This window comes from Phreatobacter sp. GW821-FHT04C01, assembly GCF_059420385.1.
Genome location: NZ_JBWKTP010000012.1, coordinates 43,764 through 69,883 on the forward strand (window position 1 = coordinate 43,764; position 26,120 = coordinate 69,883).

The 26,120-nt window shown below is 66.6% G+C and carries 21 protein-coding genes; 13 read left to right on the top strand and 8 right to left on the bottom strand.

Annotated elements, in window-relative coordinates; all coding sequences use genetic code 11:
- Positions 1-32 precede the first annotated feature (32 nt).
- From AC07WJ_RS32020 to AC07WJ_RS32035, 4 genes are all read right to left on the bottom strand, one after another.
- Positions 33-854 (bottom strand): ABC transporter ATP-binding protein, encoded by an 822-nt coding sequence (locus tag AC07WJ_RS32020; RefSeq protein WP_494938777.1) that lies wholly within the window; start codon positions 852-854, stop codon positions 33-35.
- Positions 851-1,993, bottom strand: a complete 1,143-nt coding sequence (locus AC07WJ_RS32025; protein WP_494938778.1) for a FecCD family ABC transporter permease — start codon at positions 1,991-1,993, stop codon at positions 851-853. Before AC07WJ_RS32025 ends, AC07WJ_RS32020 begins: the two co-directional genes overlap by 4 nt.
- Before the next feature lie 139 nt (positions 1,994-2,132).
- Positions 2,133-3,245: an ABC transporter substrate-binding protein gene (locus tag AC07WJ_RS32030; protein WP_494938779.1), complete on the bottom strand. Its 1,113-nt coding sequence runs from the start codon at positions 3,243-3,245 to the stop codon at positions 2,133-2,135.
- Between the two features lie 192 nt (positions 3,246-3,437).
- Positions 3,438-5,546, bottom strand: a complete 2,109-nt coding sequence (locus AC07WJ_RS32035; protein WP_494938780.1) for a TonB-dependent receptor — start codon at positions 5,544-5,546, stop codon at positions 3,438-3,440.
- Positions 5,547-6,123: 577 nt separating this feature from the next.
- On the opposite strand from AC07WJ_RS32035, the gene AC07WJ_RS32040 reads away from it, so the two are divergent.
- The 10 genes from AC07WJ_RS32040 (at position 6,124) to AC07WJ_RS32085 (ending at position 19,485) form a co-directional block, all read left to right on the top strand.
- Positions 6,124-7,440: a serine hydrolase domain-containing protein gene (locus AC07WJ_RS32040; RefSeq protein ID WP_494938781.1), complete on the top strand. Its 1,317-nt coding sequence runs from the start codon at positions 6,124-6,126 to the stop codon at positions 7,438-7,440.
- 261 nt (positions 7,441-7,701) lie between these two features.
- On the top strand, positions 7,702-9,915 hold the full coding sequence (locus tag AC07WJ_RS32045; protein WP_494938782.1) for a S1C family serine protease: 2,214 nt from the start codon (positions 7,702-7,704) through the stop codon (positions 9,913-9,915).
- Between the two features lie 274 nt (positions 9,916-10,189).
- Entirely contained in the window at positions 10,190-11,251 is a 1,062-nt protein-coding gene (locus tag AC07WJ_RS32050; RefSeq protein ID WP_494938783.1) for a class II aldolase/adducin family protein, read from the top strand.
- Positions 11,251-12,936: an NTP transferase domain-containing protein gene (locus tag AC07WJ_RS32055; RefSeq protein WP_494938784.1), complete on the top strand. Its 1,686-nt coding sequence runs from the start codon at positions 11,251-11,253 to the stop codon at positions 12,934-12,936. Before AC07WJ_RS32050 ends, AC07WJ_RS32055 begins: the two co-directional genes overlap by 1 nt.
- 1 nt (position 12,937) lies before the next feature.
- Positions 12,938-13,348 (top strand): GtrA family protein, encoded by a 411-nt coding sequence (locus tag AC07WJ_RS32060; RefSeq protein WP_494938785.1) that lies wholly within the window; start codon positions 12,938-12,940, stop codon positions 13,346-13,348.
- Positions 13,349-13,352: 4 nt separating this feature from the next.
- On the top strand, positions 13,353-14,051 hold the full coding sequence (locus AC07WJ_RS32065; RefSeq protein WP_494938786.1) for a glycosyltransferase family 2 protein: 699 nt from the start codon (positions 13,353-13,355) through the stop codon (positions 14,049-14,051).
- A 39-nt stretch (positions 14,052-14,090) separates the two neighbouring features.
- Positions 14,091-14,678, top strand: coding sequence for a phosphatidylinositol-specific phospholipase C/glycerophosphodiester phosphodiesterase family protein (locus AC07WJ_RS32070; protein WP_494938787.1), 588 nt, complete (start codon positions 14,091-14,093; stop codon positions 14,676-14,678).
- A complete protein-coding gene (locus AC07WJ_RS32075; protein WP_494938788.1) occupies positions 14,669-16,780 on the top strand; it encodes a hypothetical protein in 2,112 nt (703 codons plus the stop codon). The genes AC07WJ_RS32070 and AC07WJ_RS32075 overlap by 10 nt, the downstream gene beginning before the upstream one ends.
- 29 nt (positions 16,781-16,809) lie before the next feature.
- A complete protein-coding gene (locus AC07WJ_RS32080; RefSeq protein WP_494938789.1) occupies positions 16,810-17,535 on the top strand; it encodes an HAD family hydrolase in 726 nt (241 codons plus the stop codon).
- Positions 17,536-17,733: 198 nt separating this feature from the next.
- Positions 17,734-19,485: a hypothetical protein gene (locus tag AC07WJ_RS32085; protein WP_494938790.1), complete on the top strand. Its 1,752-nt coding sequence runs from the start codon at positions 17,734-17,736 to the stop codon at positions 19,483-19,485.
- 105 nt (positions 19,486-19,590) lie between these two features.
- Here AC07WJ_RS32085 and AC07WJ_RS32090 read toward each other — a convergent pair whose 3' ends face one another.
- Positions 19,591-20,484 carry a phosphatase PAP2 family protein gene (locus AC07WJ_RS32090; RefSeq protein WP_494938791.1) on the bottom strand — a complete coding sequence of 298 codons (894 nt, stop codon included), beginning with the start codon at positions 20,482-20,484 and terminating at the stop codon, positions 19,591-19,593.
- Complete coding sequence (locus AC07WJ_RS32095) at positions 20,484-21,206, bottom strand: CDP-alcohol phosphatidyltransferase family protein (RefSeq protein ID WP_494938792.1); 723 nt, start codon at positions 21,204-21,206, stop codon at positions 20,484-20,486. The genes AC07WJ_RS32090 and AC07WJ_RS32095 overlap by 1 nt, the downstream gene beginning before the upstream one ends.
- A gap of 111 nt (positions 21,207-21,317) precedes the next feature.
- Between AC07WJ_RS32095 and AC07WJ_RS32100 the strand changes: the two genes are divergently transcribed.
- Genes AC07WJ_RS32100 through AC07WJ_RS32110 form a run of 3 tightly spaced genes read left to right on the top strand, consistent with a single transcriptional unit; the run spans position 21,318 to position 23,981 of the window.
- Positions 21,318-22,151: a hypothetical protein gene (locus AC07WJ_RS32100; protein ID WP_494938793.1), complete on the top strand. Its 834-nt coding sequence runs from the start codon at positions 21,318-21,320 to the stop codon at positions 22,149-22,151.
- A gap of 58 nt (positions 22,152-22,209) precedes the next feature.
- Positions 22,210-22,983 carry a polysaccharide deacetylase family protein gene (locus AC07WJ_RS32105; protein ID WP_494938794.1) on the top strand — a complete coding sequence of 258 codons (774 nt, stop codon included), beginning with the start codon at positions 22,210-22,212 and terminating at the stop codon, positions 22,981-22,983.
- Entirely contained in the window at positions 22,980-23,981 is a 1,002-nt protein-coding gene (locus AC07WJ_RS32110) for a lysylphosphatidylglycerol synthase transmembrane domain-containing protein (RefSeq protein ID WP_494938795.1), read from the top strand. Before AC07WJ_RS32105 ends, AC07WJ_RS32110 begins: the two co-directional genes overlap by 4 nt.
- A gap of 1 nt (position 23,982) precedes the next feature.
- Here the strand turns inward: AC07WJ_RS32110 and AC07WJ_RS32115 are convergent, their stop codons facing one another.
- Together AC07WJ_RS32115 and AC07WJ_RS32120 are read right to left on the bottom strand one after the other, a co-directional pair.
- On the bottom strand, positions 23,983-25,149 hold the full coding sequence (locus tag AC07WJ_RS32115) for a glycosyltransferase family 4 protein (protein WP_494938796.1): 1,167 nt from the start codon (positions 25,147-25,149) through the stop codon (positions 23,983-23,985).
- Positions 25,146-26,114 (bottom strand): NAD-dependent epimerase/dehydratase family protein, encoded by a 969-nt coding sequence (locus AC07WJ_RS32120; RefSeq protein ID WP_494938797.1) that lies wholly within the window; start codon positions 26,112-26,114, stop codon positions 25,146-25,148. Before AC07WJ_RS32120 ends, AC07WJ_RS32115 begins: the two co-directional genes overlap by 4 nt.
- Positions 26,115-26,120: the final 6 nt, after the last annotated feature.

Consider the following 26,120-nt stretch of genomic DNA (forward strand, 5'->3'; position numbering starts at 1 on the left):
GTCGATCCGGGTGTGATCACCAGCGCGTGCGATCATGTCGGGCATTGCCGCGCACTCCTGTCCTCATCGAGACCGTCGACGATGATCTGCAAGGTGCCGGCGGAGCACGGCTCCACCCGGGCGACGATGCCATAGACCTCGGCGAGCAATCGGGGCGTCAGCACCGCCCGCGGTGCTCCCTCGGCAACGAGCGCGCCGCGGCCGAGCACGGCCACCCGATCGGCCCAACGCGCCGCGAGCGCGAGATCGTGCAGCACTGTGACCACGATGACCCCGCCATCGGCGAGATCGCGGATGATCCGCATCACCTGGACCTGATGGCGAAGATCGAGCGCGCTCGTCGGTTCATCCAGCAGCAGGATGACCGGTTCGCGGACGACGGCCTGAGCGAGGCTTACCAGCTGGCGTTGTCCGCCCGAGAGAGCATCCAGGGGCTCGAGCGCCAACTCTCCGATGCCGAGCCGCTCCAGGACGGCTATGGCCTGCCGCTGTGTCTCGACCCGAGAGCGGGCGGCACCATCGAACGCATTGATGGCGAGCGCCGCGATCACCGCTTCGAGGACGTTCAGCCTTGCGTCGGCCGGAAGGCTCTGGGGCATGAAGCCGACATGCCGCGCCCGCTCGCGCCTGTCGGCCCCGGCAAGCTCGACCGGGCCGATCCGGATCGAGCCGGTGACGGGCAAGAGGCCGGCGAGCCCGCGCAGCAAGGTCGACTTGCCGGCCGCGTTCGGACCGACAATGGCGATCACGCTGCCCGGCGCGACCGGTGCGAGACTGAAGTCCTCGACGACCGGCCGTCCGGGATAGCCGACGCTCAGGCCGCCGATCACCAGTGCTTCCGGGACGTTCGTCATCGGCGTCGCTGCCGCATGATCAGGATGAAGAAGACCGGCAATCCCACCAGCGATGTGACGATCCCCACCGGCAGCAGCGCGCCGGTGACGACGAGCTTGCTGGCGATCGAGGCGAACGACATGACCACCGCTCCGGTCAATGCTGCGGTCGGCAGGAAGAAGCGGTGGTCCTCGCCGATCAGCATGCGAGCGATGTGAGGCCCGACCAGCCCGACGAAACCGATCGTGCCGACGAAGGCGACCGCCGTCGCGGCGAGCAGGCTCGACCGCAGCAGCGACAGGAAACGCAGGCGCGCGACGTCGATGCCGTAGCTCGCCGCCCGGTCGTTGCCCAGGCGCAGCGCGTTCAGGCTGCTGGACGCGGCGAACGAGCAGGGCGCGATGATCGTAACCACCGAGGCCAGGATCGCGATCGCCGTCCAGTCGGCGCGCGCGAGGCTGCCCATCGTCCAGAAGGCGAGTTCCTGGAGCGCTTCAGCCGATCCCAGGAACTGCACCAGGGCGAGCAGCGCATTGAAGGCAAAGACGAGGCCGACCCCGAAAAGCACCAGGAGATAGGGTCCGCCCTCGCTCCTGCGCGCCAAAGCCTGGAGCAGCAGCACCGATCCGAAGGCGAACAGAAAGGCATTGCCGGCCACGGCGAGGCTGGACGGCAGATAAGGCAGGCTCAGGCCGAGCACGATCGTCAGCGCCGCGCCGACCGACGCCGCCGCCGAGACGCCGAGCGTGAAGGGGCTGGCGAGCGGATTGTCGAGGATGGTCTGCATCTCCGCGCCGGCGAGCGAGAGCGCGACCCCGACGAGGATCGCCATCGCGGCGATCGGCAGGCGGACGTGCCAGACGATGACTTGCGCCGCGCGACCAGCCTCTGGCGCCCCGATCAGGCCGGCCCATGTCTGGCGGAACGGCAGCCCGGAAGGACCCGTCGTCAGGTCGAGGAAGAGGCCCATGACGGCAGCGGCCAGCAAGGTGGCGACGATGAATGCCCGCTTGCGAAGCTGGGCCGCATAAAGCGTCAGCACACGCTCGCCGGCGTCGGAAAGCGCGACGCGCGACGGCGGCGGGCCCGCGGCTCTCCCGCCATGACCGGCAGCGCCGCCGAGACTGGCCGGGGCCGGGCCGTGCGCCGGTTTCGTCATGCCTGCGCACCCCGCAAAAGGACGGCGCCGGTGCGCCATCCCCGGGAGCGAGGCTCGCGGCGACCGCGCATGCCGCGGCCCTGGCGATCGCCTCGCACATCCACACCCCGTTCGGTGGGAGGCACCGCATCGGTGACGGTCATTTGCTGCTCACCCAATAGGCCCCGTCGAGCGGGAAGGGCTGGAACCGGTTGTGCAGATCGGCGAGCAGGCCCTCGGGTTCGAGATCGGCGAAAAGCTGGGGGTGCAGCCATTTCGCGAAGACCTGAACCGCGGCGACATTGAAGGGTGAATTGTAGAAGTGGTGCCAGATGGCGTGTGCCCGCCCTTGCCCGACGGCGGGGAGGTCGGCAATGCCCGGCCGGGCGAGCGAGGCGGCGAGGCGCGCACGGGCCGCCGCCTCGGTGACGCCGGCGCCCAGGGCCAGCCACGATGCCGCGTCGCGCCGGCCGCTGCCGATCGCAGTGCCGATATAGACGTCGGGCGGGTTGGCGATGAGCCATTCCAGGCTGACGACGCCGGCTTCGCCCGGCAGGATGGCATCGGCCACGTTGACGCCGCCGGCGGCCGTGACGAAACGCCCCATCATGCCGCGGGTCATGGTCTCGCAGCAGCCTCTGCCGAGACCGACGCGGCTCTCGACGAAGGCGCGGGTCGGGGCCGGCTTTTCGCGCGCGAGGCGCTCGGTGACGGTCGCAAGCGCCGCCCGCCAGACCGAGAGAAATTCGGCGGCCCGGGCCTCCTGGCCGAGAACCTTGCCGAGCAGTTCGAGCGAACGTGGCGTGTTGACCAGCGGATCGCTGCGGAAATCGACGAAGACGATGACCACCCCGGCGGCCTCGAGGGCGCGGATCACCTCCGTGGAGCGTGTTCCCGGTCCGTGACCGCCGAGGCCGAAGATCGCCAGCTGGGGCCGGGCGGCAATGGCCTGCTCGACGCTGAAGCTGTCGCGCGCGCTGCGGCCGATGCGCTGAACCTTGTCGATGTCGGGAAAGCGGGCGCGGTAACGGGCATAGTTCGCCGGGTCGATGTCCTCATAATCCCCCAGCATGCCGACGAGACGGCCAACCGGATTTTCCCGGTCGAGGATCGCGAGCGCGGGGATGTAGCGCCCCTCGCCGATGATGATGCGCTCGACGCGATCGGGGATCTGAAGCCGCCGTCCCGCCAGGTCGACGACCTCCGCCGCCGAAGCCGCCGCCGGCAAGGCGGCGAGCAGCAGCACCGCGGCAACGCGGCGGAGCCAGCTCACGGCCGCGCCGGCGCGCCGACCGTTCGAGACGGGCGCGCCGCTGTCGATACGATCAAACGGATGTCTCGTGGGCATCGTCATCAACGAGGATTCCGGAACTGAACAGGTGCTCGAAACGAAGCGGGTATGCGAAACTGGCGGTTGGTGGCGGCGCGTTGGAGGCAAGGGCCCGGCAGCACCCGAGCCGGCAGGTCAGAAGTCGAAGGTGGTCGAGACCATGACGGTGCGCGGGGCGCCCATGCTCAGGAAACCTCGGGAGGCGGTGGCCCAATAGGACGTGTTCAGGACGTTTTCGACGGCAACCCTGATGGTGACGTCCTTGCCCGCCGGCCGCTGGAAGACGTAGCGCAGGCCGGCGTCGAAACGGGTCCAGGCCGGGATCGATTGCGTATTCGCCTGGTCGTAGAATTGTTTGCCCGAATAAATGACGCGGCCGGTCAGGGTCAGGCCCGCCGCCAGCCACGACGGCACATCATATTCACCGTAGAGGTTGACCGCGACGGCCGGGACACCGGGAGCAGTGTTGCCGTTGAACCGGCCCCCGAGCGTATTGGCCAGCTCCGCATCGATGAAGGTCACGCCGCCCAGCAGCCGCACGCCGGGGGCCGGCTCGCCGAAGACGACGAGTTCGGCGCCACGGTTGCGCTGCAGGCCGCTGACGGAAAACACGTTGGTGGCGGGGTCGGTGAAGGCGTTCGGCTGCCGGATCTCGAACAGCGAAGCCGTGAGCGCCACCGTGCCGAGATCGTATTTGACGCCGACCTCCATCTGCTTGTTGACGGTGGGGGCGAAGACCGCATTGGCATTGGCCGCCGTCGCGGGAGCGGTCGGCCCTTCGGTGAGAGCCTCGACATAGTTGCCGTAGATCGACAGGCGCTCGAACGGACGGACCACCAGGGCGACGGCGGGCGTGAACTTGCCCTCCTGGTAGCTGGTTGCCAGCGCGCCGAGCGTCGGCCCCGGGCGGGTGCCATAGCTTCTCAGGTCGATGGACTGATAGCGCCCGCCGAGCGTCAGCTGGATGCGGTCGCCGCCGAGCGACAGGGTGTCCGAGACCGCTATGCTGCGCGCGGTGAGCTGCGTGAACAGCGGCAGCGAATTGGAGCGCGGCAAGGTCATCGACGGGAACGAGCCCCGCGGCAGGTAGACCGGATTGTAGATATTGGTGACCCAGCTCGGCAGGGCGATCGGATTGAAACCGCCGCGGAAGTTCCGGTTCTCCGCCTGGACCGCCGAGACGTTCAACTGATGACCGATGAAGCCGGTGTCGAACTGGGCGCGCAAACCCACCTCGCCGGTCAATCCCTGGATTTCCTGGGGCTGGATGGCGAGCGTATTGGTCGCCTGCCCGGTCGCGCTGGTGATCCGGTAGGATGACTGCAGGAAGTCCTCGTAATAGCGGCTGATGCCGCCCGCGGCGTAGATCGTCACCTGGGGCAGGAGATCGTATTCGACCCGCCCCGCGGCCATGTTGTACCGGCTGTCGATATATTCGAGCGGGCTTGCCGTGTTGAGGCGGTTGTTCGGCGCCCTGGGAATGGGAATATTCGGCGCGACCGAATTGAACAGCGATGTCGGCGCCGTGACGTCCTGCCTGCTATGGGTCAGGTCCAGCGACGCACGAAAGCGCTCGCCGCGATAGTCGAGGCCCAGCGCGACCACCCCGACTTCAATGGCGTTGTTGTCCAACGGCGTCTGACCGCCACGATAGGAGGTGTTCAGGCGTATGCCCCACTCGTTGGCCGGGCCGAAGCGGCGGCCGATATCGACATGCGTTCCGACTTGCGCCCGGCTGGCGAAGGATGTCGTCACCCGCGTCAGCGGCTCGTCGGTGGCGCGCTTGGGGACGAGGTTGATCGTGCCGCCGATGCGGGCGAGGCCGCCGCTGAGGAAGGCACTGGGCCCTTTCAGGATTTCGACGCGCTCGATGCCTTCGGTAAAGCTGCGGCGCGGATTGGCGATGTAGAACAAGCTGTCGAAGGCGGTGTCGAGGGCGACGACCGAGAAGCCGCGAATGAAAAACGCATCGCGTTCGCTGAACGGCGAGACGTCGTTGCGCACCGACGGGTCATTCTGCACGACGTCGGCAATCGTTCTGGCCTGTTGGTCGGCCATCAGTTTGGCCGTGTAGCCCGTTACATTGAACGGCGTCGCCAGGAACGAGCGATTGCCCAGCATGCCGAGGCGCGCGCCGGTTCCGACCTGGCCGCCTGCATAGGGCTCCGGCGGCTGCCCGACCGTGCCTGTCGGCGGCAGTGGACGCACGGTCTGGGCCTGCACCTCGATGGTGGGAAGCTCCATGGAAGCAGAAGAAGACGGCGCCTGCGCAAGCACGTTTTCGCCGAGAGACAAGAGCAGAGTGGCCGCAATCGGGTAAGTACTTCTAGGACGCATTGCAGCCATGTCGATCTCCCATCGTCACGGCCTACTATCACGGCGCTTTGCCTGAAAACAATGACTCGAAGCAATTCGAATCGCGCCTGCGACAATGTTTCACTTTATAATTGTTATACTTTAAGAGTGACTATGCCATTTATCTATTTACAGCAATTTCAAGTTATTTGAATTGTACTATATACTTTCGGATATATTGTATTATTTGTCGGTCAAATGTGATTTTTGGAATCACTATAACTTGGAGACGCTGTTCTGAAGCGGCTATTGCTCCCGCACAGCCACCCGCGTGCGCCGAAGTCATCGTGCAGTTGCGGGGCATGCCGAATGGGCGCCGGACGGGATTCCCGGCCAGCTGCGATCGCGCGACACCGCACCGAGGCTTATCGCGGCAATTGGCATCGCTCACAGGCAGGCATAGAGTTGGAGGCGCGCATTCCGCGATCCGGCCTCTGTCCACAACCCGTCGAGCCCCCACCAAGCCATGCGTCATCATCTCCGATCGGCCCTCGGCCTCGCCGCCGGTCTCGTCGTCGGCGGCTTCGCGCCCGCCTTCGCCCAGAGCCCCCCGACATTTCCGAGCGCCGCGGACAGCGATCCGAACCGGCTCGGCATCATGCGCGGCTTTCCGCCGCCGGCCGACCGCACCGTGCGTTTCGACAATGGCAGCGGCTATCGGTTTCCGGCGACCCGCTGGGCCTTCAGCAATATGCGGCAATTGGTGCCGACATCGGCGGTCTGGCGGGGCGAGGGCGCGGTCGTCGCCCTGCCGCGCGGCGAGCGTGATCTCGGCGGCGTCCGCCTGACCACCCTGGACGGCAAGGTCATGACCTTCGACGACGCGCTGGCCGGGACCTATGCCGACGGAATCCTGGTGCTGCATCGCGGCCAGGTCGTCTATGAGCGCTATTTCGGCGCACTCAACGTCCATCGGCCGCATATCGCGATGTCGCTGACCAAATCCGTCGTCGGGACGCTCGCAGCGGTCCTGGCGGCGCAGGGCAAGCTCGATCCTTCGGCGCTGGTCACCCGCTATGTCCCGGAAATGGCCGGCACGGCTTACGCCGATGCCACCGTGAGGCAGGTCATGGATATGACCATCGGGGTGCAGTATTCGGAGAACTATGCCGACCCGAACGCCGAGGTGTGGAACTATGCCCGCGCCGGCGGCATGCTGCCGGCCGGCCCCAATTACCAGGGTCCCCGCAGCTTTTATGATTTCCTCACCCAATTGCGGAAGGAAGGCGAGCACGGCCAAGCCTTCGCCTACAAGACGGTGAACGCGGAAGTGCTGGCCTGGATCATCCGGCGCGCCGGCGACCAGTCGATGGCCGACCTCCTGTCCAGCGAGATCTGGTCGAAACTCGGAACCGAGAGCGACGCCTTCTTCATGGTCGATGCGATCGGCACCGAATCAGGCGGCGGCGGGCTCAACACGACCCTGCGCGACCTCGCCCGTTTCGGCGAGATGATGCGCAATCGCGGCCGCTTCAACGGCCAGCAGGTGATTCCGGCCGCGGTCGTCGAAGACATCGAGCGCGGCGGCGACCGGGCTCATTTCGCCAAGGCCGGCTATGCGACGCTGCCCGGCTGGTCGTATCGGAACATGTGGTGGGTCAGCCACAACGAGCACGGCGCCTATATGGCGCGCGGGATTCACGGGCAGAGCATCTATGTCGATCCGAAGGCGGAAATGGTGATCGTCCGCTACGCCTCGCATCCGATCGCCGCCAACGGGGCGAATGATCCGATCACCTTGCCGGCTTATATGGCGGTGGCCAAGGCGCTCATGCAGCCCTAGCCCGAACTTGCCGCACCGGCTACGATCACGGCATGATCGAGGCGTGGCGACAACCCCCGATGGCCGCGGCAAGGCTCAGGCACGACGCACGAGCCCTGCCCTTGCCGGCCGCCAAAAAGGTTTCAGCCGGATTTCAGGCGGCGCGGTTCGCCACGGTTATGCCATGTCCTGGCGAAATCCTGCAGAAACCCGCCCCGCCTAAATCATCAACATCAGGCGCCCCGCCCTGGGATGGGACGCGAGAGTGGAGATTCCTCGTCCATGTCGGTTTTCCCCGTGATGCCCGCCCGCCTTGCCCTGGCGGCGGCGGCCTGTGCCGCCCTGGTCTCGATATCGGGCGCCGAAGCCCAGCAGCGCCAGCGGCCGGCTGCACGTTCCCCCGAGGTCACCGTCTACAACCGTTCCGATCAGGTGCTGCAATATCTCTTCGTGGCGCCGACCGACGAGGCGTCCTGGGGTGACGACCGGCTCGGCAGCGACACGGTCGCGGCCGGCAGGCGCCTGCGCTTCCGCCTCAACGCCCAGCAGCAGTGCCGCTTCGACGTGCGCGCGATCTATGCCGAAGGGCGCGAGGAAAGCCGCTTCGGCATCGACCTTTGCCAGCGTCCCGAGCTGAGCCTCGACGGCCGCACGGAGACGACGGCGCAGGACCTGCAGCGGGCCGGCCCGATCGCGCTTTTCGTGGTGCGCAACCGCACCGGCAACACCTTGCAGACGCTCAAGCTGACCTCGCCCAACGGCGACGACAGCGACGACATCCTGGGCTCCGCCGTGCTCTCCGACGGCGCAACCTATACCGGCCGCTTCACCCGCCGGGAGGGCTGCGTCTACGACGTGACCGCCACCTTCGAGGGCAGCGACGACCAGACGCTGACGGCGCGCAACCTGTGCACCAACCGCGAGGTGGTGTTCCAGGGCAGCGACCGCAATCCCGCGCCGAGCGGCACACCGGGCACCGCCGGCGCGCCCCAGGAGCAGTTGCAGGTCGAGATCTTCAACCGCGGCAGCATCACCATCCAGACCATGAACGTGCGCGAAGCGCGCGCCAATTCCTGGGGCCGGGACCGGCTCGGCAGCGAAGTCATCTCGGCGCGCAACTCGTTCACGCTGCGCATGCCGCGCGGCCGCGGCTGCCAATATGACGTGCGCGTCACCTTCGACAACAACCGGGAAGAGGTCCGTCCCAACGTCAATCTGTGCGAGACCCGCGAGCTGTCCTTTACCGGTCCGGCCCTGGCGCCCGGCCGCGGCGCGCAGAAGACCGCGCCGAACCAGGGCAGCCAGGCGCCGCGCCTGTCGCAGGTGGCGGTGCTGAACGAGGGCACCAACCCGATCGAGTCGCTGTTCATCTCGTCCTCCAAGGTCAGCACCTGGGGCGAGGACCGGCTCGGCAGCAATCGCATCGCGCCCGGCGCGCGCTTCTCGACCCAGGTCGAGCGCGACGACCAGTGCAATTTCGACTTCCGCATCGTCTATCAGGGCGGCCGCGAGGAGCGGCGCATGCGGCAGAACATCTGCGACCGGCGCGAGGTCGCCTTTGGCGGCCCCAACGCCTTCCGCATCGACGGCGGCGGCCCCGAGGGCGGCCGGCGGCTGGTGTTCCTCAACCAGGGCCGCACCGATGTGCGCGAACTCTACCTGACCCCGGTGAGCGACACCCATTGGGGCGACGACCGGCTCGGCTCGGAGACCCTGCCCCGGCGCTTCCGCCTGGAGCTGCGGGTTCCCGAGGAGGGCGGCTGCCGCTGGGACCTGAAGCTGGTCTATGAAGGCGGCCAGACGGCCGAGCAGCGCGACCAGGATCTCTGCGCCAAGCCGGAGGTTTCGGTCGGCCGGCCGCCGCGGGTCGGCAATCTCGCCTCGACCGGCACCGGCTTCTATGTCTCGACCTCGGGCCATGTGCTGACCAACCAGCATGTCGTCGACGGCTGCGGCACCGTCGCGATCTCTCGGCCGGACGGCAAGCGCGTCACGCTGCGCATGATCGCCCAGGACGAAGGCGCCGATCTCGCTTTGCTGCAGGAAGAAGGCGCCACCACGCCCGCCCTGTCGCTGCGCGCCGGCAGCCAGACGCCGATCCGCGCCGGCGAACGGGTGGTGCTGGTCGGCTACCCCGCCCGCTCGCAGCTCGGCGGCGTCAACGTCACCGAGGGTCTCGTCAGCGGCATGCGCGGCGCGCTCGGCGACCAGAGCCGGTTCCAGTACAGCGCCCCGACCCAGCCCGGCAATTCCGGCGGGCCGGTGCTCGACGAGTTCGGCCATGTCGTCGGCGTCGTCGTCTCGCAGATCGACAAGATCTCCGGCGAGCGCACCGCCCAGAACATCAATTTCGGCATCAAGCTCGACCTGGTCCGCGCCTTCCTGGAAGCCAACAAGGTGACCCCCAGCGAGGACAATGCCGGCCAGTCGATGCGCGCCGCCGACATCCTGCAGAGCGCCGACCCCTCGGTCCTGCCGCTCGACTGCCTGGAGTGACGATTTAAGGGTTGATATTGGGTGATTATGCGGGGCGGCTCGGGCGACCGGGCCGCCCTGCTGGCTTTTGGGGCACAGGCCGGGCTTGGCCGGATCGGTCCGCCCGCGGCAAGCCGGTGGAGGCCGGCCCGAGGCCACCGCGCCTCACCTTGCCTTGGCACGTCAATTTCCCTAAAGACGGGCGGCCGGGCCGTGGGGGCGGAGGCCGGCTCGCGCCCGTCGCGGATCGCGCTATCCGGTCGACGGGGCGGTTCGTGGCAATCCCGATCACCCCATGCGAATGGCCACCCCCGTGCCTGTCTCCGAAGCCGCTCCCCCTGTCGACCTTGACCAACTCGCCGCATTTTCGGCGCGGATCGGTCGCGATCGAACGCTCATCCAGGGCGCCGGCGGAAATACCTCGATCAAGATCGCCAACCGGCTTTGGGTCAAGGTGTCCGGCACTTGGCTCGCCGACGCCATGGACAAGCCGATCTTCGCGCCGATCGAACTCGACCGGCTCCACGCGGAAGTCGAGGCGACGCGCATGAGCGGCGCCGAGCTCGACGCCGGCGTGCTGTTGCCGGGATCAAGCCTTCGTCCGTCCATCGAAACCATCATCCACGGCATCTTGCCAGGCCGCGTGGTGATCCATGTCCATTCGGTCAACACGATCGCCCATGCCATCAGGAACGATGCCCAGACCGTGCTGGCAGACAAGCTTTCGGGCCTCGACTGGCGCTGGGTTCCCTATGCCCGACCTGGCCGGCGCCTGGGCGCGTTGATCGAACAAAATACCGGTTCGGCGGTCTTCGTCCTCGCCAATCATGGCCTGATCGTCCAGGCTGACAGCGTCGAGGCCGGCGCCGCCTTGCTCGCGGACGTCGAGCGGCGATTGTCTCTGACGCCCCGCGCGGCACCGGCACCGGACCTCCCCGAGCTGACCACGCTCGCCGTCGCCACAGGGATGTCCTGCCCTGAGGATCCGCTGGTCCATGCCGCAGCGCTCGATCCCGTCGCACTCGAACACTGCCAGCGCGGCGCGCTTTATCCCGATCATGTCGTCTATCTTGGCGCCAGTCCGCTGCCAGTCGCCTCGCCTTCGGATGCCGCCGACTGGATCGGCCGCCAGCGACAGCAGACAGGCCAGTTGCCGGATTTCCTGGTTGTCCGGGGCCGGGGCATTCTGATCGGCCCCACGGCAAATCGCTGCGTCGCGCCGATGCTCGACTGTTTCGGCATGGTGCTGGCAAGGCTCGATGATCCCGCCGCGGTCAGGTTTCTGTCCGTTGACGACGAGGCGGCATTGCTCGGCTGGGATCAGGAAATCCACCGCATGCGCATGGCTCGCTCCTGATGACCCAGATCAGACCGCAAATCGTCATTCCGATGTCCGGCTTCGGCGAGCGTTTTCGCCGGGCGGGCTATGATGTTCCCAAGCCGCTGATCGAGGTCGACGGCAAGCCGATCATCCAGCACGTCGTCGAACTGTTTCCCGGCGCGATCGACTTCGTCTTCATCTGCAATCAGGACCATCTCGCCGAGCCGCGCTACAGGATGCGCGAAATCCTCGCGGAGATCGCGCCGGCCGGCCGCGTTGTGGCCATTGCTCCACATCGCCTCGGGCCGGTTCATGCGGTTCAGCAGGTGGTCGACCAGCTCGAGCCTGGCCGCCCGGTGATTGTCAATTATTGCGATTTCACCTGCTTTTGGCACTATGATGACTTCCTGACCTTCGCCGAGGAGACCGGTTGCGACGGGGCGATCCCGGCCTATCGCGGCTTCCATCCCCACAGCCTCGGTTCGACATTCTACGCCTATCTCAAGGACCAGGCCGGCTGGGCCACCGACATCCAGGAAAAGCAGCCGTTCACCGACGATCCGACCAGCGAATTTGCCTCCAGCGGCACCTATTATTTCGCGTCGGCCGAACGGCTGAAGCACTATTGCGACGAGACGGTCCGCCTCGGCCTGTCGGTGGGCGACGAATATTATGTCAGCCTCGTCTACAAACCGATGCTGCGCGACGGGCGGGCGATCGCGGTCTATCCGCTTCAGCATTTCATGCAATGGGGTACGCCGGACGACCTGCAGGAATACCAGTACTGGTCGCGCATCTTCAGTGGACTCATCCGCCCCGGCCTGGCACGCCAGCCGGGCCCGGTGCGGGACGGGCTCCTGCTGGTGCCGATGGCAGGCCTCGGGCAGCGGTTCGCGGTCGCCGGCTATCAGGATCCCAAGCCGCTGGTTCCGGTCTCCGGCCGGCCGATGGTCGTGCAGGCGGCCCTCGATATGCCGCGACATGCCGAGCAACGTTTCATCCTGCGGGCGGATCTCGCGGGCAAGGACCGCGTGACGGCCGCGATCGCCGAGGCGCTGCCCAAGGCAACGTTCCAGGTACTGGACGGCGTCACCGACGGGCAGGCCCGCACCTGTCTGCTGGGTCTGGCCGATGCCGACCCCGAGGCGCCGCTGACCATCATCGCCTGTGACAATGGCGCGCTTTACGACGGAAGCGCATTTGCGCAGATGGTGGACCATGACAGCGCCGATGTCGTCGTCTGGGGTGCGCGCGGCCATCCGCAAGCGCGTCGCAAGCCGCAGATGTTCGGATGGATCGACGCCGCGGCGGATGGTCGCATCCGTGCCGTCTCGACCAAGGTTCCGCTTGCCGATTCCGCCCATGATCCGATCGTCATCGGGGCATTCAGCTTCCGGCGCGCCGGGGATTTCCTGCTTGCCTGCGAACGCATGATGGCCCGCCAGGCGACGGTCAACGGCGAATATTATGTCGACGTCGCGATCAATGACGCGCTGGCCCTGGGGCTCGACTGCCGCCTGTTCGAGGCCGAGGCCTATCTGTGCTGGGGCACCCCCGACGACCTGAGAACCTTCGACTACTGGCAGTCCTGCTTCGACAAGTGGCAGGGGCACCCCTACCGGCTCGATCTGGATTCACGCATCGAGGCCCGCGACGTGGCGCAGCTGCGTGAGAGCTATCGCTGGAGCGCGCCCGAGCGACCGCCGGCGCGCCGGGACTGACATGAACAGCGCCGGCAACGAATCCCGCAGTCAACTCGCGCGCTTTCTCGTCGTGGGGGGCGCGACAGTGCTGGTCGACCTCGCGGTCTATTGGCTGCTCTTGTGGGCCGGCCTGACCGTCGCGCCCGCCAAGACCGCCGGTTTTGTCGCCGGTACCCTGTTTTCCTATGTAGCCAACCGGGCCATCACATTCCGTGCGCAAGGCGGCCCGGGCGTCGTATTGCGTTTCGTGGCGGTCTATCTCACCACGCTGGCGGTCAATGTCGGCGTCAACACCGCGACCGTGACACTGATCGGACATGACCGTGTCGGGCTCACGACGGCCTTCCTCGCGGCGACGGCCATCTCCGCGACGTTGAATTTCATCGGCATGAAATATCTCGTCTTTTCCCAGCGACCAGCAACGAGTTGAGCCCATGATCAATCTCTCGCTCGTCATCCCCTGCTACAATGAAGCGGCCAATCTGCCACTTCTGGTCGCACGTTGTGCGGAAGCCTTCACCGACCCGGCCCATGAGGTCATCCTCGTCGACAACGGCTCGACCGACCGGTCGCCGGAGGTGCTGCGCGATCTGCTGGCGGGGCAGACGATCATCCGATCGGTTCGGGTCGAGCGCAACCAGGGCTACGGCTTCGGCATTCTCTCCGGCCTTGGCCAGGCCAAGGGCCGGATCCTGGCCTGGACCCATGCCGACATGCAAACCGATCCGGCCGATGCGCTGGCCGGCCTGGCGCTGTTCGGCGAGGATCCGGCGCAGAAGCTGTTCGTCAAAGGCCGCCGTACCGGCCGCCCGCTCGGCGACGTGGCCTTCACAGTCGGCATGTCCCTGTTCGAGAGCATTTTGTTCGGTCGCCGTCTGTGGGATATCAACGCCCAGGCGACCATGTTCCCCCGCGCCCTGTTCGACAGCTGGGTGGATGCGCCGTCGGATTTCTCGCTGGACCTGTTCGCCTATCACCAGGCGCTCCAGCAGGGCTATCGGGTGGAGCGCATCCCGGTTCGATTCGGCGAGCGCGCCCATGGTCATTCGCACTGGAACGTCAACTGGCGTGCCAAGGCAAAATTCGTGAAGCGCACCTTCGATTACAGCTTGAAGTTGCGCTTCAACCGCTGACAGTGTCCTCGCACGGAATCAGTTCGGGAGAAGACGACCGTGATCATCATCCGCCACCGCCGCAACACCCTTGAAGAGCTCGTGGCGACCCCGACCGACCTCGGTATCGAAGTCGATATCCGCAGCGCCGGCTCCGACCTGATCATCCACCACGACCCCTTTGTCGCCGGCGAGCGTTTCGACGACTGGCTCAAGGGCTACCGGCACGGAACCTTGATCCTTAACGTCAAGGAGGAAGGCCTGGAGGACGCGCTGATCGCGCGCATGCAAGCCGCCGGAATTTCCGACTTCTTCTTCCTCGACCAGTCGTTCCCGTTCCTCGTCCGGACCTCGCGCCGCGGCGAGCGCCGCTGCGCCGTGCGGGTGTCCGAATACGAAACGATAGACACGGCCCTGACGCTTGCCGGCTCGATCGACTGGGTCTGGGTTGACTGCTTCACCCGTTTTCCGCTCGAGACCGATGATGCGCGGCGACTGAGTGCGGCCGGCTTCAAGCTGTGCGTGGTATCCCCCGAGTTGCAGGGGAGGACCGAGCCTGAGGCCGTTCCGGCATTGCGCGCTGAACTCGCCGCCAAGGGCATTGTCGCCGAAGCCGTGTGTACCAAGGTACCCGAGCAATGGCGTTGAACATTCGGGGGATCCGACTTCAGCCGAGCATTGCCTATGGTCTCCTGATCCGCGTCGCGGCGGTCGCCTTCTTGGTTCCCGAAGTGCAGCAGAAGTGGTTCGTCGCCTTCGTCGCGAACACGCTCATGCGGCCCTCGCTCGACCCCTGGACGGTTCATCTGGCGGCCGGCGGCGACCCGCTTGCCTTCCCCTATGGCCCGGCCATGTATCTGGCGCTCGTGCCGATCACCGGGCTCGGCGCATTGATCGACCGGCTGGCAGGAACCGGCGCGCTGTTTGCCGGGCTCGGCTTCCGGGCGTCCCTGCTCGTCGCCGAGGCCTTGCTGCTGCTGGTTCTGCGCGCATTGTTCAAAGGCGACAAGGACAAGCTGACGACGCTTTATTGGTTGTCGCCGGCCGCCCTGTTCATCACCTATTGGCACGGCCAGCTCGACATCATCCCGGTCCTGCTGTTCGTCGTCTCCCTGTGGTTCATCCGGTCCGGCGATCTCGTCTGGGGAGGGATCGCGCTGGCGCTCAGCATCTCGGCCAAGCTGAGCATGATCCTGGTCGTCCCGTTTCTCGTCATCTTCCTCTATCGGAACAACCGCTACCCGGCGAGCCGGTTCGGCTTCATCGCGGCCCTCGCCATCACGGTCGCGGTCGTACAGGCCGTCTGCTTCCTGTCGCCGGGCGCAAGAGCCATGATCCTTGGCACTCCGCTGGTCTGGCGGCTGCTCGACGCCGCCATTCCGTTCAGCGACAAGCTGGTGCTCTACATCTTCCCGCTGGTCTATACCCTCCTCATCGCCTTTGCTTGGCAAATGGGGCGTATGACGCTCGATCTGCTTTTCGCTTTCCTGGCCGTCGCCTTCCTGTCGATCGTGCTGCTCAGCGATGCTCCGATCGGCTGGCATCTGTGGGCCATTCCGTTCCTGGCGCTGTGCGGCGCCAATGGCAATTGGCGGCTCCAGCTGATCCTCTGGGGCTATTGGGTGACGTTCGTCATCGTCTCCTTGCCGCTGGCCCCGGGCCCCCTGCTGCGCCCGCTGGGGATCGACCTGAACTTGTCCCTGGAGCCGGTGCTCTCGGGCCTTGCCCTCGACAGCATGGTCTTCGCATCGCTCGGGCACACGATCCTGGTCGCCGCCGGACTGATCACCGCCTATCTCATGCTGACCAGCGCACTGCGCGACAACGATTTCTACCAGCTGTCGCGGCGGCCGCTGGCGATCGGCATTGCCGGGGACAGCGGGACCGGCAAGAGCACTCTCGGCGAGGCGCTGGCCGGTCTTTTCGGCCCCAAGAGCACGGCGGTGATCTCCGGCGACGACTATCACCACTACGACCGCAAGGAGCCGCTCTGGCGATACCTGACCCATCTCGATCCGCGCGTGAACAATCTGGGGGCCATGAGTGACGACGCCTTCTCGCTGCTCGCCCGCAAGCCCATCCTGGCCCGGCACTACGACCATACAACGGGTCAGTTCACCGCCCCGCGGCGCATGGCTCCGCGCGACTTCCTGCTGCTGGTCGGACTGCACAGCCTGCTCCCACCCCCACTCCGGGACCGGATCGACGTCAAGATCTTCATCGAGATGGATGAGGCCTTGCGCAGCCACCTGAAGATCAGGCGCGACACCGTCGAGCGCGGACGCTCCCTGGTCGACGTCAAGGAATCGATCGCCCGGCGGCGCGCCGACTACGATCGCTTTCTCCTGCCGCAGCGCGACCATGCCGATGTCGTCTTCGTCATCCTGCCGGTCTCACCGGATTGGCAGGGCAACCCCGCCTGGAAGGCGGCGCCGCCGCTCAAGCTCAAGGTGCTGCTGCGCCATGCGATCGACTACGATCCCCTGGCGCGCGCGCTGATCGTCTATTGCGGGGCAAATGTCGACGTCATCCCCGCCGACCGCGACAATCCCACGACGCTGGTCATCGACGGCGCCGATATCGGGGTCGACGACATTGCATTCCTGGCGTCGCAGTTGGTGCCCGAACTGGACGAACTCCTCACAATGCGCCCGGTCTGGCAGGCCGGGACCGCCGGGGTCATGCAGCTTGTCGTCCTGCTGGAATTGGCCCAGAAGCGTACCACCCGCCTTGATCGGCCCTCATCCTGATCCAAGCACATCCAACCCAGGAGCTTTCGGTGAAAATCGATCGCCCAAACCTGTTTGATCGGCTTCCCGACGCCGTATTCTTCGATCTCGACGACACGCTCTATGAATACCCGATAGCGCACGAGGCCGCGATGGCGGCCGTCGACGACAAGGTGCGTGGCTTGCTCAAGATCTCCAGCCGACAATTGCACGACGCCTATGGTCGGGCCCGTGACGCGGTGAAGAAGCAGCTTGGCGCCACCGCCAGCAGCCATAGCCGGCTCCTCTATATCCAGCGCATGCTGGAGAGCCTCGGCTTGCGCAATCAGGTGCTGCTGTTCCTCGACCTCGAACAGACCTACTGGCGAACCTTCCTGTCGCGCTGCTGCCTGCATCCGCATGTCGAGGAGGTTCTGACCACGCTGCATTCACGGAACGTCAAGATCGTCATCGTGACCGATCTGACCGCCCAGATTCAGTTCCGCAAGATCGTTCATCTCCGGCTCGACCGCTATGTCGACAGCGTCGTGACCTCGGAAGAGGCCGGTTGCGACAAGATCGGCCTGAAGCCCTTCGAACTGGCCATCGAAAAGCTGGCGCTCGACCGTCAGGCACGCATCTGGGTCATCGGCGACGACGTCGGCGACATGGCGGCCGCCAATCTGGATCGGCCGGTAGTGCTGATTCAGAAAATCAATCCCGCCGGAAAGCAACTGCAGAGCGATGCATCCTTCGCGACGTTCGACCAGTTGCTCGACCTCATCGCCAGGTTGTGAGGGAGGCTGGGGCCTTTGCCCGCAAACCGCTCACCTGACCTACCGTCGCCGCCCCGCCTGGGGCGATCGGGCTCACGGCCTGGGCGCGTGGGCCGTCGCGACTGTTGCTCGGCTCGTGCCGCTGGCGTATCTACCGCCACTCTTTGATTGTCGCCTGACGTGACAGGGCATGCGGGGGCATGACAGGGATCGGATTTCATGACGTTTATTTCATTGCTCCGAACCCGCACCCAGAATCTCGCGCGTGACGGCGCGTGGCAGCCGTTGCTCCTGAGGCTGTGGAGAGCGCGGCTCTTCGCCTATGGCGCTCTCGTCCTTTTCACTGCGGTCAGCGTCGTCTGGGGTACGGCGCTGCCGCTCCACGGCAACATTCACGACGCCTTCATCTGGATCAATGCAGGCTACTTCATAGCATCGGGCCTGCAGCCGCACGTCGACTTCGGCTCGCCGCTCGGCCCGCTTTACCTCTACGCTGTCTATGCGGCCTGGCTCGTCTCCAAGGCTGCAACCGATATACCGTTCATTCTCGGATTTGGCATCTGGCTTCTGTTCTCCGCGATTGTCATGGCATTTCGCCGCTATCTTCGCGCGGAGTTCATCCCGGAGATACTTCTGTTCCTGTTTGTCCTCTCGATGTCGGGCCGCCAGCTCGGCGAAGTCAAGATGTACATAACCTGGTACGGAAACTACAATCGCTTCTGCTGGATGGCTTTGCTGCTTCTTGTGCTGGTCCTGTTCAGCAAAAATCAGCGCCTGTTGGTGCCCACGCAGAGCGACAGGACATGGATTGGCATTCTGAGCGGCCTGCTGCTCGCATTCACCTTGCTGATCAAGCTGAATTTCTTCGTTGCCGTCGGTGTTGTCTATTTCGGCTGGATGCTGGCCAGCGGCGCCGTCCGCGACTGGCGATCCTGGCTCATCCCGGCCGCCATCGTCATCGCGGCATTGGCGGGCGCGCATCTCGCCGGCGTTGATCTGCGCGCCTACGGCATGGATATCATCCAGGCCGGCGAAGCGCGCAAAAGCGTGGCGGCAACGCGTTTCATCCGGTGGGAAGATCTTCTGCTCGGCGCGCTGTTCGTGGCGGGCAACGTTCTGATCGATCTGCTGCTGAACCGGGACGACGGCCTCTTCGCGCGGCGCCAGGTCCTGGCGAGCGCCATCGCATTGTCGCTGATCCTGGGCATCACTGGCGATTTCGGCAAGCCCATCGAGTTTTTCCTCGTCCTTCTCGGCTGGCGCGTCATCGACCTCTACCCGCAGCTCAAGCCAAAGATTCTGGCGGATCCACGCGCCTACCTGCCATTGTCCGCGGTTGCGATCCTCGGCCTCGTCGCCTTCACAATCATCGAGATCTACGCGGTGGCCCTCGTGGGGGCCTACCGATTGGTCGGCTATCCCGCGTCGCGCAGCGAGACGGTCGCATGGCGACAGGATGGCGGAGCCGGAAAGGCGGTCGATATCCAGTTCAGCCGCAATGTCGAAGCTGTGGGTTACCGCGGATTTGCCGAGATGCTCGACCAGTCGCCCGACCGTGACAGCATTCTCGCCACGCTGTCCGAATCGCGTGACCGGATCTTCGCTTTCGACAATGCAACCTATGTCCGGATGATCGACGAGGGATTGCAGGTGCTCAGGAGCCTCGGGCGCCCGACCGACAGATACGTTCTGCCGCTCGAATTCACGAACCCCTATCCCATGCTGCTGAACCGGCCTCCGCTGAAGAGGTCGCTGCTCTGGCTTCACGACGGCACGACGTTCAACGGCGCCAATCTCAACCTTCTCGATACCGCCTTTGATCAGGCCGACGTCGTGCTAATCCCTCACGTCACCGAGGACGCCGACATGCGGCCGATCCTGAACGACATGTTCAAGGGCTATAATGCCCGGCGGAAGGTCTTTTGCCAGTTCCACATGGGACGCTACTGGGCCTTCTACCGACGCTGCTGAAATGGTATGGGCGCAGCTTGCGGGGCGGGCGCTTTAAAGGCCGCGGCCGAGGACGCCGGCCGCCGCGGATCGGTAGGACAAATGGAATGAATGGCGGATCGGGCCCTACGACCACCGCCTTCCGCGCAGCCGCCCCGCGATGAACACGGCAATGGCCGCCACGATGATGCCGACGGTTCCGTCGATCAGCCAGTGGTGGTCGAGATAGACGCTCGCGATCACCATCATCACGAGATAGACCACGTGGATCGGCCGGGTGAACCAGGTGGCCGAGCGCCAGGCCGTGAAGAGGCCGAGCGCCGGGAAGACGCAGTGCAGCGAGGGCATGGCGCCGAAGGAGTTGGGGTTGCGGCTGTAGAAGCCCTCGAAATAATGGATGCCGAGCAGTTGGTCGACGCGCAGCAGCGCCGCGGCGCTGGGCGCGGCCGAGGGGTCGATGACGCAGCCATGCGCCCGGATATACCAGGGCGGCGCCGCCGGCACCGCCATCCAGATGGTGAAGCCGATGATATGGGCAATGGCGAAAGCCCAGAGATAGAGGTGCATGCGCTCGCGATCTCTCACGAACAGGAAGAGCGAGTAGATCGCCGCGATATAGATGAACAATGCGTAGGGCAGCGCGAACAGGACGTCGAAGAACGGCGCGTGGTGGGCGTTGAAGAAGTCCGGCAGCGTCGTATCGGGGCCGACGCCGAACAGCTTCAGCTCCAGCGCCCGCATCTCGCAGCCCCAGACCCGGCCCGGGCGCACGAAGATCGGGGTGATGAAGCGCATCAAGTCATAGGCGAGCGCCACGAGCAGGCCCGGAAAGGCCGCGGCGATCAAGAGCTTGGTCTTCTCGCTGGCAAATCCCAGCGCGGCAACGGCGAGGGCCGCCAGGACATGTTCGGGCCGCAGCGCGCCGATCGAGGCCATGAAGGCGGCATGGAAGGCCGGAATCAGCGGCACGAACCAGAACCGGCCCCACAGGCCGTGAATGTGCCGCCACACCAATGCCATCAGATCCGGCCGCCGCCCGAGGTCGAATTGGCGATCTCCGTGACCGCCGCGGCATCGCCGGCGGCCTTGTCGCCGGCGGTCTTGGCATCGATGACATGGCGCGCCACCCGCAGCGCATCGGCCGCCGCCAGTGCGCTCAGCACCGCGATCAAGCCGACGCCGACGAGCGCCAGCGAGGGGACCAGGCTGCCCAGCAGGAGCGACAGCACCAGCAGGATCATGCGGTCGCCGCGGCGCATCCACAAAGGCGGCAGCACGACCTTCAGACCTTCGCAGCGCGCGCGCACATAGGACACGGTATAGGCGGCGAGCAGCGCCACGGCCGGCAGCACCGCCGGCCAGCCGCTGGTCGAATAGAGAATGGTCAGGCCGAGCAGCGGCGCCGCGTCGGTGACCCGGTCGACGGTCGAATCCAGCAGGGCGCCGAAACGCGAGGCAGTGCCGGTGGCGCGCGCCAGCGGGCCGTCCAGGATGTCGAAGGCGCCACTCAGCAGCAGCAGGCCGGCCGACCAGCCGAGCGCGCCATAGGCCGCGGCGATGCCGGAGGCGATCGCCGGCACGAGCGACATCAGCGTCAGCGTGTTCGGCGTCAGCCCGGTGCGCGACAGCGAGCCGGCGATCCGGGCCAGGCCCGCGGTAAAGGGGGCGCTGCGACCGATGTCCTGCACGGAAACGCCCCGTTCGAGGCTGTCGAGCAGGCGCGCAGCCCAATTGCGCATCATGAACTTGCCTCCCCGTTGCGTCGGCCAGGTGCTATCTACCGTCTCCCTGCCCGAAAAACGAGCCCAGGTGAAGATGCGCGACGACGCGAATAGCAGACGAGCCGCCAGGCCATGATGCTCGCCAACACGTTCATGCGGTTCCGCCGGATGTCGCCGCTCCGGCTGGCGCGCGACATCGCGCGGGCCCGCCGGCTGATGCGCGAGGCGCCGCGGAGACCCCTGGCGACGCCGCGCGCGGAGCGCATCGTCGTCTCGCTGACCACGGTTCCCGAGCGCATGGATCAGCTCACGCCGGTGCTGCGAAGCCTGATCGATCAGACCGTTGCCGCCGACCGCATCATCGTCTGGCGGCCGGCGACGTCGCGGCGCTCCGGCCTGGCCTATCCCGACCCGGGTCCGCTGCCGGACGGGGTCGAGGTCCTGCCGACGACCGACGAGGGACCTGCGACCAAGCTTTTGCCGGCACTGATCGCCGAACCCCAGGCCATGATCGTGGTGGTCGACGACGACGTCATCTATCCCGTCGACTTCCTCGAACAATTGCTCGCCGGGCACCGGGCGCATCCCCGCGCGGCGATCGGCTGGCGCGGCTGGCGGATCGTCGACGGCGTTCACGCCAAGCGTTTCCCCCATGTCTTCGCGACCGGTGTCGCAACGCCGACCCCGGTCGACATCCTGCTCGGCACCTGGGGCTACCTGGTGCCGCCGGGAGCCTTCGACGCGACCGTCCACAGCTTCGAGGGCCATCCGCCCGAGGTTCGTTTCGTCGACGACGTCTGGTTTTCCGGCCATCTCGCCAGGCGCGGCGTCGAACGCCTGGTGATCCCGGCCAAAGGCCTGCCGATCGAAACGCGCGCCTCCGGCCTCGCCGCGCTGACCGACGGCCCGAACAGCTCGGGGCGCAACGATCGCACGGCCATCGATGTCTTCGCCAAATGGTGGTGAAAGCACGCGCCCGGGCCGAGGTGGCCGGCCGCCGCCGGCCGTGCTAAGAGCCCGCCCGATGTCGAGCTCCGCCCCCCCTCCGCTGCGTGTCGCGATCACCGTCGACATGGAACCCGATTGCCCGCCTTTCCTGTGGACATGGCGGGGCGTCACCGAGGGCGCACCCAAGCTGCTCGATCTGTTCGCGCGGCAGGCCATCCCGGTCACCTGGTTCACGACCGGCGATACGGCCAGGCTCCATCCGCAATCGGTAGAGGCGCTGGTCGCCGCCGGCCACGAACTCGGCTGCCATGGCATCAGTCACCAGCGCTTCGACTGGATGTCGCGCGAGAGCGCGGCCCATGAAATCGGCGAATCGACCCGGCGGCTGCGCGATTTCGCACCGGTCACCTCGTTCCGCGCGCCCTATCTGCGCTTCCCCGGCCATTATCTCGATCTGCTGGAGGCCGAGGGCTTCGCCCTCGATTCCTCCCAGGCCAAATATAAGCGCGATGTTCCCGGCCAGGAGAACGCCAAGAACCTGGTGCGGCTGCCGGCCTCGATCACGTCGAGCGCCCTGCGCATCCCCAAGGTCATTCGTGAGTTCTTCCTCGGCCGGCTGGCCGATCCGGTGGTGCTGTTCGTGCACCCCTGGGAATTCGTCGATTTCACCCAGACCGACCTGCGCTACGACTGCCGCTTCCGGACCGGCCAGCCGGCGCTCGATGCGCTCGAGTCGGTGATCGGCTTCTTCAAGGCCCGCGGCGCGACATTCACCACCATGCGCGACCTCGGTGCCGCCAGGCTCGCCGCGCCGCAGGCCGCAGCCGCCATGACGGGCGCGGCGCGATGACCAGTCCGGACGCGTCCCGATCGCGCCATCCGCTGGCCTCGCCCCGCCTGTGGTGGATCCTGGGCTGGCTGGTGCTCGCAGGCTTCCTGGTGGTCGCCGCCATGACGCTGCCCTGGGGCGACGTGATCGCGGCGCTGAGGGGCGCGCGCTGGGAATGGGCGCTGATCACTTTCGTCATCATCGTCGCCGGCTGGCCGCTCTGGATCGTCGAATGGTGGCTGCTGGCGCCTGCCGCCCACCGGCCGAGCCTGCCACGCATGGCCCAGGTCACCGCGCTGACCGGCACAGCCAACAATTCCCTGCCGATCGCCGGCGTGGTCGCCGCCGTCGGCTTTCTGATGGTGCGCGGCGGCCTGCCCGCGACCGCCGCCATGTCGCTTTACGCGGTCGACCAGCTGCTCACCGGCATCGTCAAGGTCGGCACGCTGGCGCTCGCCGCCGCCCTGCTGCCGCTGCCGGACTGGATGCGCACGGCCATGCTGACGCTCGCCGGCGTCATCGCCGTCTTCGTCCTGGTCATGCTGGTCGCCGCCCGCAGCGGCAATCTGGTCCGGACAGTCAGCCGGACGTTCGGCACGCGGGCCGCCGCGATCGCCAAGCTCGCCGCCGATTTCGTCGACCATCTGGAGCCGCTGCGGCATCCGCTGCTCGGCCTTGCCGTGATGACCCTCGCCGTCGCCAAGAAAGCTGTGGAAATCCTGGCGGTGGTGGCCATCCAGGTCGCGGTCGGCATCGAGCCGTCCTTTTCGGCGGCCATCCTGGTGGTCGCCGCCCTGGGGCTTGCGACACTCGCACCGGTTTCACCCGGCAATCTCGGCGTCTACGAAGCCGCCGTCATCTTCTGCTACCAGTATCTCGGCGTCCCCTTGCCGCTGGCGGTGGCAGCCGCCGTGCTGCAGCACGCCGTGTTCTTCGCCTCGTCCTTCGTCGGCATCGGCTATCTCGCGATCACCTTGCCGCGCGACGATGCCGCGGCCGGAACGTCGACGACCTCGTGAATCAACCGGCGGCCGGTGTCCGCGCGGCGACGGCGTCAGCGATGGCCATACGATATTCGGCCAGGTAGCGCGGACCGATGCTGGTCCAGTCGACACCTTCGGGCACCACCTGGGCGCCCCGGGTGAGGCGGGCGCGCAAAGCCGGATCGACGATCAGGCTGCGAATGTCGCGGCTCAACGCGGCATCGTCGTCGGCCAGCAGCGCATCCTTGCCGTCGCGCAGGAAGTCCCGGGCACCGGACGCCCTCAGCGTGACAACCGGCAGGCCCGCCGCGCGCGCCTCGAGCGCCGCGATGCCAAAGGCCTCCAGCCGCGAGGCCAGTGCGAAAACATCGGAACGGTGCAGCACGTCCCGGATCTCGGAGCGTGTCCGGCTGCCGGCGAACTGAACCGCCGCGCCGAGCCCGCGTGACGCGACGAGGCGTTCCAGCGCCGGACGCTCGCCGCCGTCGCCGATGACGGTGAGGCGGGCCGAGCCTGCCGGAAGGCTCGCGGTGGCGTCGGCGAAGGCACCGATGAGCGCGCGCGCACGCTTGCGCTTTTCCAGCCGCATGACCGTGACGAATTCGACCGGCCCTGTCCCCCGCTCGGGCGCCGCATCGGCCGGCCGCTGCCACCAGGCCAGGTCGATGCCGTTGGCGATGACGGCGACGTCGCGGTTTCCGACCAGCGGCCGCATGGCGTCGGCGGTCACCGAGGAGACCCCCGCATAACGCACCGGCCAGTGCGAATAGCCGAGCGTCCGGTCGAGCAGCTTCAGAGGCAGGTCGTAATAGCGCAGCACCGAATGGAATGTCGCGACCGCCGGGATGCCGGCGGCGGCCGCGAAACGCAGCGCGTCATGGGCGATCGGTGTGATAATGCCGAAATGGGCGTGGATCACGTCATAGCGGCCATCGCGAAGCTGGCGGTGCAGCGCCCTGAACACGCCCGGCGTGACGGCGATGCCCGCGCCGATCAGGCGCGGACCCGGCAGTCGAATGATCTTGATCCCGTCGACCAGGTCAGCGCCGGGCACTCCGGTGACGATCTCGACCGCATGGCCTTCGGCGATCAGTTCCAGCGCCAGGTCGCGCATCTGCAGCTCGATGCCGCCCAGGCGCGGCAGGAACCAGTCGCCGACCAGGGCGATCTTCATCGGCCTGCCGGATGGGAATTGCTCAGTCATGCGTAGCCATGTCCGACGAACCAGGCCCAGGCGTCGCGTATGGCGAGTTCGGCCGGCCGCGGCCGATAGCCGAGTTCCCGGATCGCGCGCGCGCTGGAAAAATGATGCGGCAGGGCGGCGATCGCAGCGCTCGCCGAATTCAGCGGCGGTTCGCGCCCAATGATCGTCCCGGCGAGATCGCCGATCAGCCCCGCGCCCCGCAGCAGCCAGCCCGGCGCAGGAACGACACGAGGCGGGCGGCCGGCGGTGCGGCGAATGAGCCGAAACGCCTCGGCATAACTCAAGGGCTCGCCGCCGAGCACATAGCGGCTGCCGGGCGGCGCCTGCCTCGCGGCCGCCAGCACGCCGTCCGCGACGTCTTCCGCGTGGCAGAAATCATTGCTCCCGGGCGGTGCAAACGCGACGGGCGCACGGGCGACCGCCAGGACCAGCTGCCCTGACGAGGGTTTCCAGTCCCAGGGGCCGAGAAGAAAACCGGGATGAACGATCACCGCGTCGAGCCCGCGCGACGCTTCCGCCAGCACCGCATCTTCGGCTTCGCGTTTGGAAATCGCATAGGCGGTGGCCGGTTCGCCGCCCTTGGAACGGGTCTCGTCACCCGGCGCCTCGCGGCTGCCCCAGGCGAGCGTGTCGACCGTCGAAACGAAGACCAGGCGCACGCCCGCGCGGCGGCAGGCGGCGGCAAGCCGGGCGGTCGGCACGACATTGTCCACACGAAATGCTTCCACGTCGCGCCGGCCAATGGCGACGCGCGCCGCGGCATGGATGACACAGTCGGTTCCGGCCACCAGCGGCTCCAGCGCATCGACCGCCAGATTGGCGCGAATTGTGCGGAGCGCGAGCCCCTCGAGCGGTCTTGTCGCGCTGCTGTCACGCAGCAAGGCTGTGGCTTCCAGGCCACACCCCAGCGCCCGGCGCACCAAACTGTTGCCCAGAAGGCCGGTGGCACCGGTGACGATCAGCACGCTAAC

What these genes read in the sequence shown, in the direction of transcription:
- AC07WJ_RS32035 (WP_494938780.1), bottom strand. Translation starts at nt 5,546, where the DNA reads ATGGAGCTTCCCACCATCGAGGTGCAGGCCCAGACCGTGCGTCCACTG.
- AC07WJ_RS32065 (WP_494938786.1), top strand. Translation starts at nt 13,353, where the DNA reads ATGATCAATCTCTCGCTCGTCATCCCCTGCTACAATGAAGCGGCCAAT.
- AC07WJ_RS32075 (WP_494938788.1), top strand. Translation starts at nt 14,669, where the DNA reads ATGGCGTTGAACATTCGGGGGATCCGACTTCAGCCGAGCATTGCCTAT.
- AC07WJ_RS32040 (WP_494938781.1), top strand. Translation starts at nt 6,124, where the DNA reads ATGCGTCATCATCTCCGATCGGCCCTCGGCCTCGCCGCCGGTCTCGTC.
- AC07WJ_RS32100 (WP_494938793.1), top strand. Translation starts at nt 21,318, where the DNA reads ATGATGCTCGCCAACACGTTCATGCGGTTCCGCCGGATGTCGCCGCTC.
- AC07WJ_RS32060 (WP_494938785.1), top strand. Translation starts at nt 12,938, where the DNA reads ATGAACAGCGCCGGCAACGAATCCCGCAGTCAACTCGCGCGCTTTCTC.
- AC07WJ_RS32025 (WP_494938778.1), bottom strand. Translation starts at nt 1,993, where the DNA reads ATGACGAAACCGGCGCACGGCCCGGCCCCGGCCAGTCTCGGCGGCGCT.
- AC07WJ_RS32020 (WP_494938777.1), bottom strand. Translation starts at nt 854, where the DNA reads ATGACGAACGTCCCGGAAGCACTGGTGATCGGCGGCCTGAGCGTCGGC.
- AC07WJ_RS32045 (WP_494938782.1), top strand. Translation starts at nt 7,702, where the DNA reads ATGTCGGTTTTCCCCGTGATGCCCGCCCGCCTTGCCCTGGCGGCGGCG.
- AC07WJ_RS32105 (WP_494938794.1), top strand. Translation starts at nt 22,210, where the DNA reads ATGTCGAGCTCCGCCCCCCCTCCGCTGCGTGTCGCGATCACCGTCGAC.
- AC07WJ_RS32095 (WP_494938792.1), bottom strand. Translation starts at nt 21,206, where the DNA reads ATGATGCGCAATTGGGCTGCGCGCCTGCTCGACAGCCTCGAACGGGGC.
- AC07WJ_RS32115 (WP_494938796.1), bottom strand. Translation starts at nt 25,149, where the DNA reads ATGACTGAGCAATTCCCATCCGGCAGGCCGATGAAGATCGCCCTGGTC.
- AC07WJ_RS32085 (WP_494938790.1), top strand. Translation starts at nt 17,734, where the DNA reads ATGACGTTTATTTCATTGCTCCGAACCCGCACCCAGAATCTCGCGCGT.
- AC07WJ_RS32110 (WP_494938795.1), top strand. Translation starts at nt 22,980, where the DNA reads ATGACCAGTCCGGACGCGTCCCGATCGCGCCATCCGCTGGCCTCGCCC.
- AC07WJ_RS32055 (WP_494938784.1), top strand. Translation starts at nt 11,251, where the DNA reads ATGACCCAGATCAGACCGCAAATCGTCATTCCGATGTCCGGCTTCGGC.
- AC07WJ_RS32050 (WP_494938783.1), top strand. Translation starts at nt 10,190, where the DNA reads ATGCGAATGGCCACCCCCGTGCCTGTCTCCGAAGCCGCTCCCCCTGTC.
- AC07WJ_RS32090 (WP_494938791.1), bottom strand. Translation starts at nt 20,484, where the DNA reads ATGGCATTGGTGTGGCGGCACATTCACGGCCTGTGGGGCCGGTTCTGG.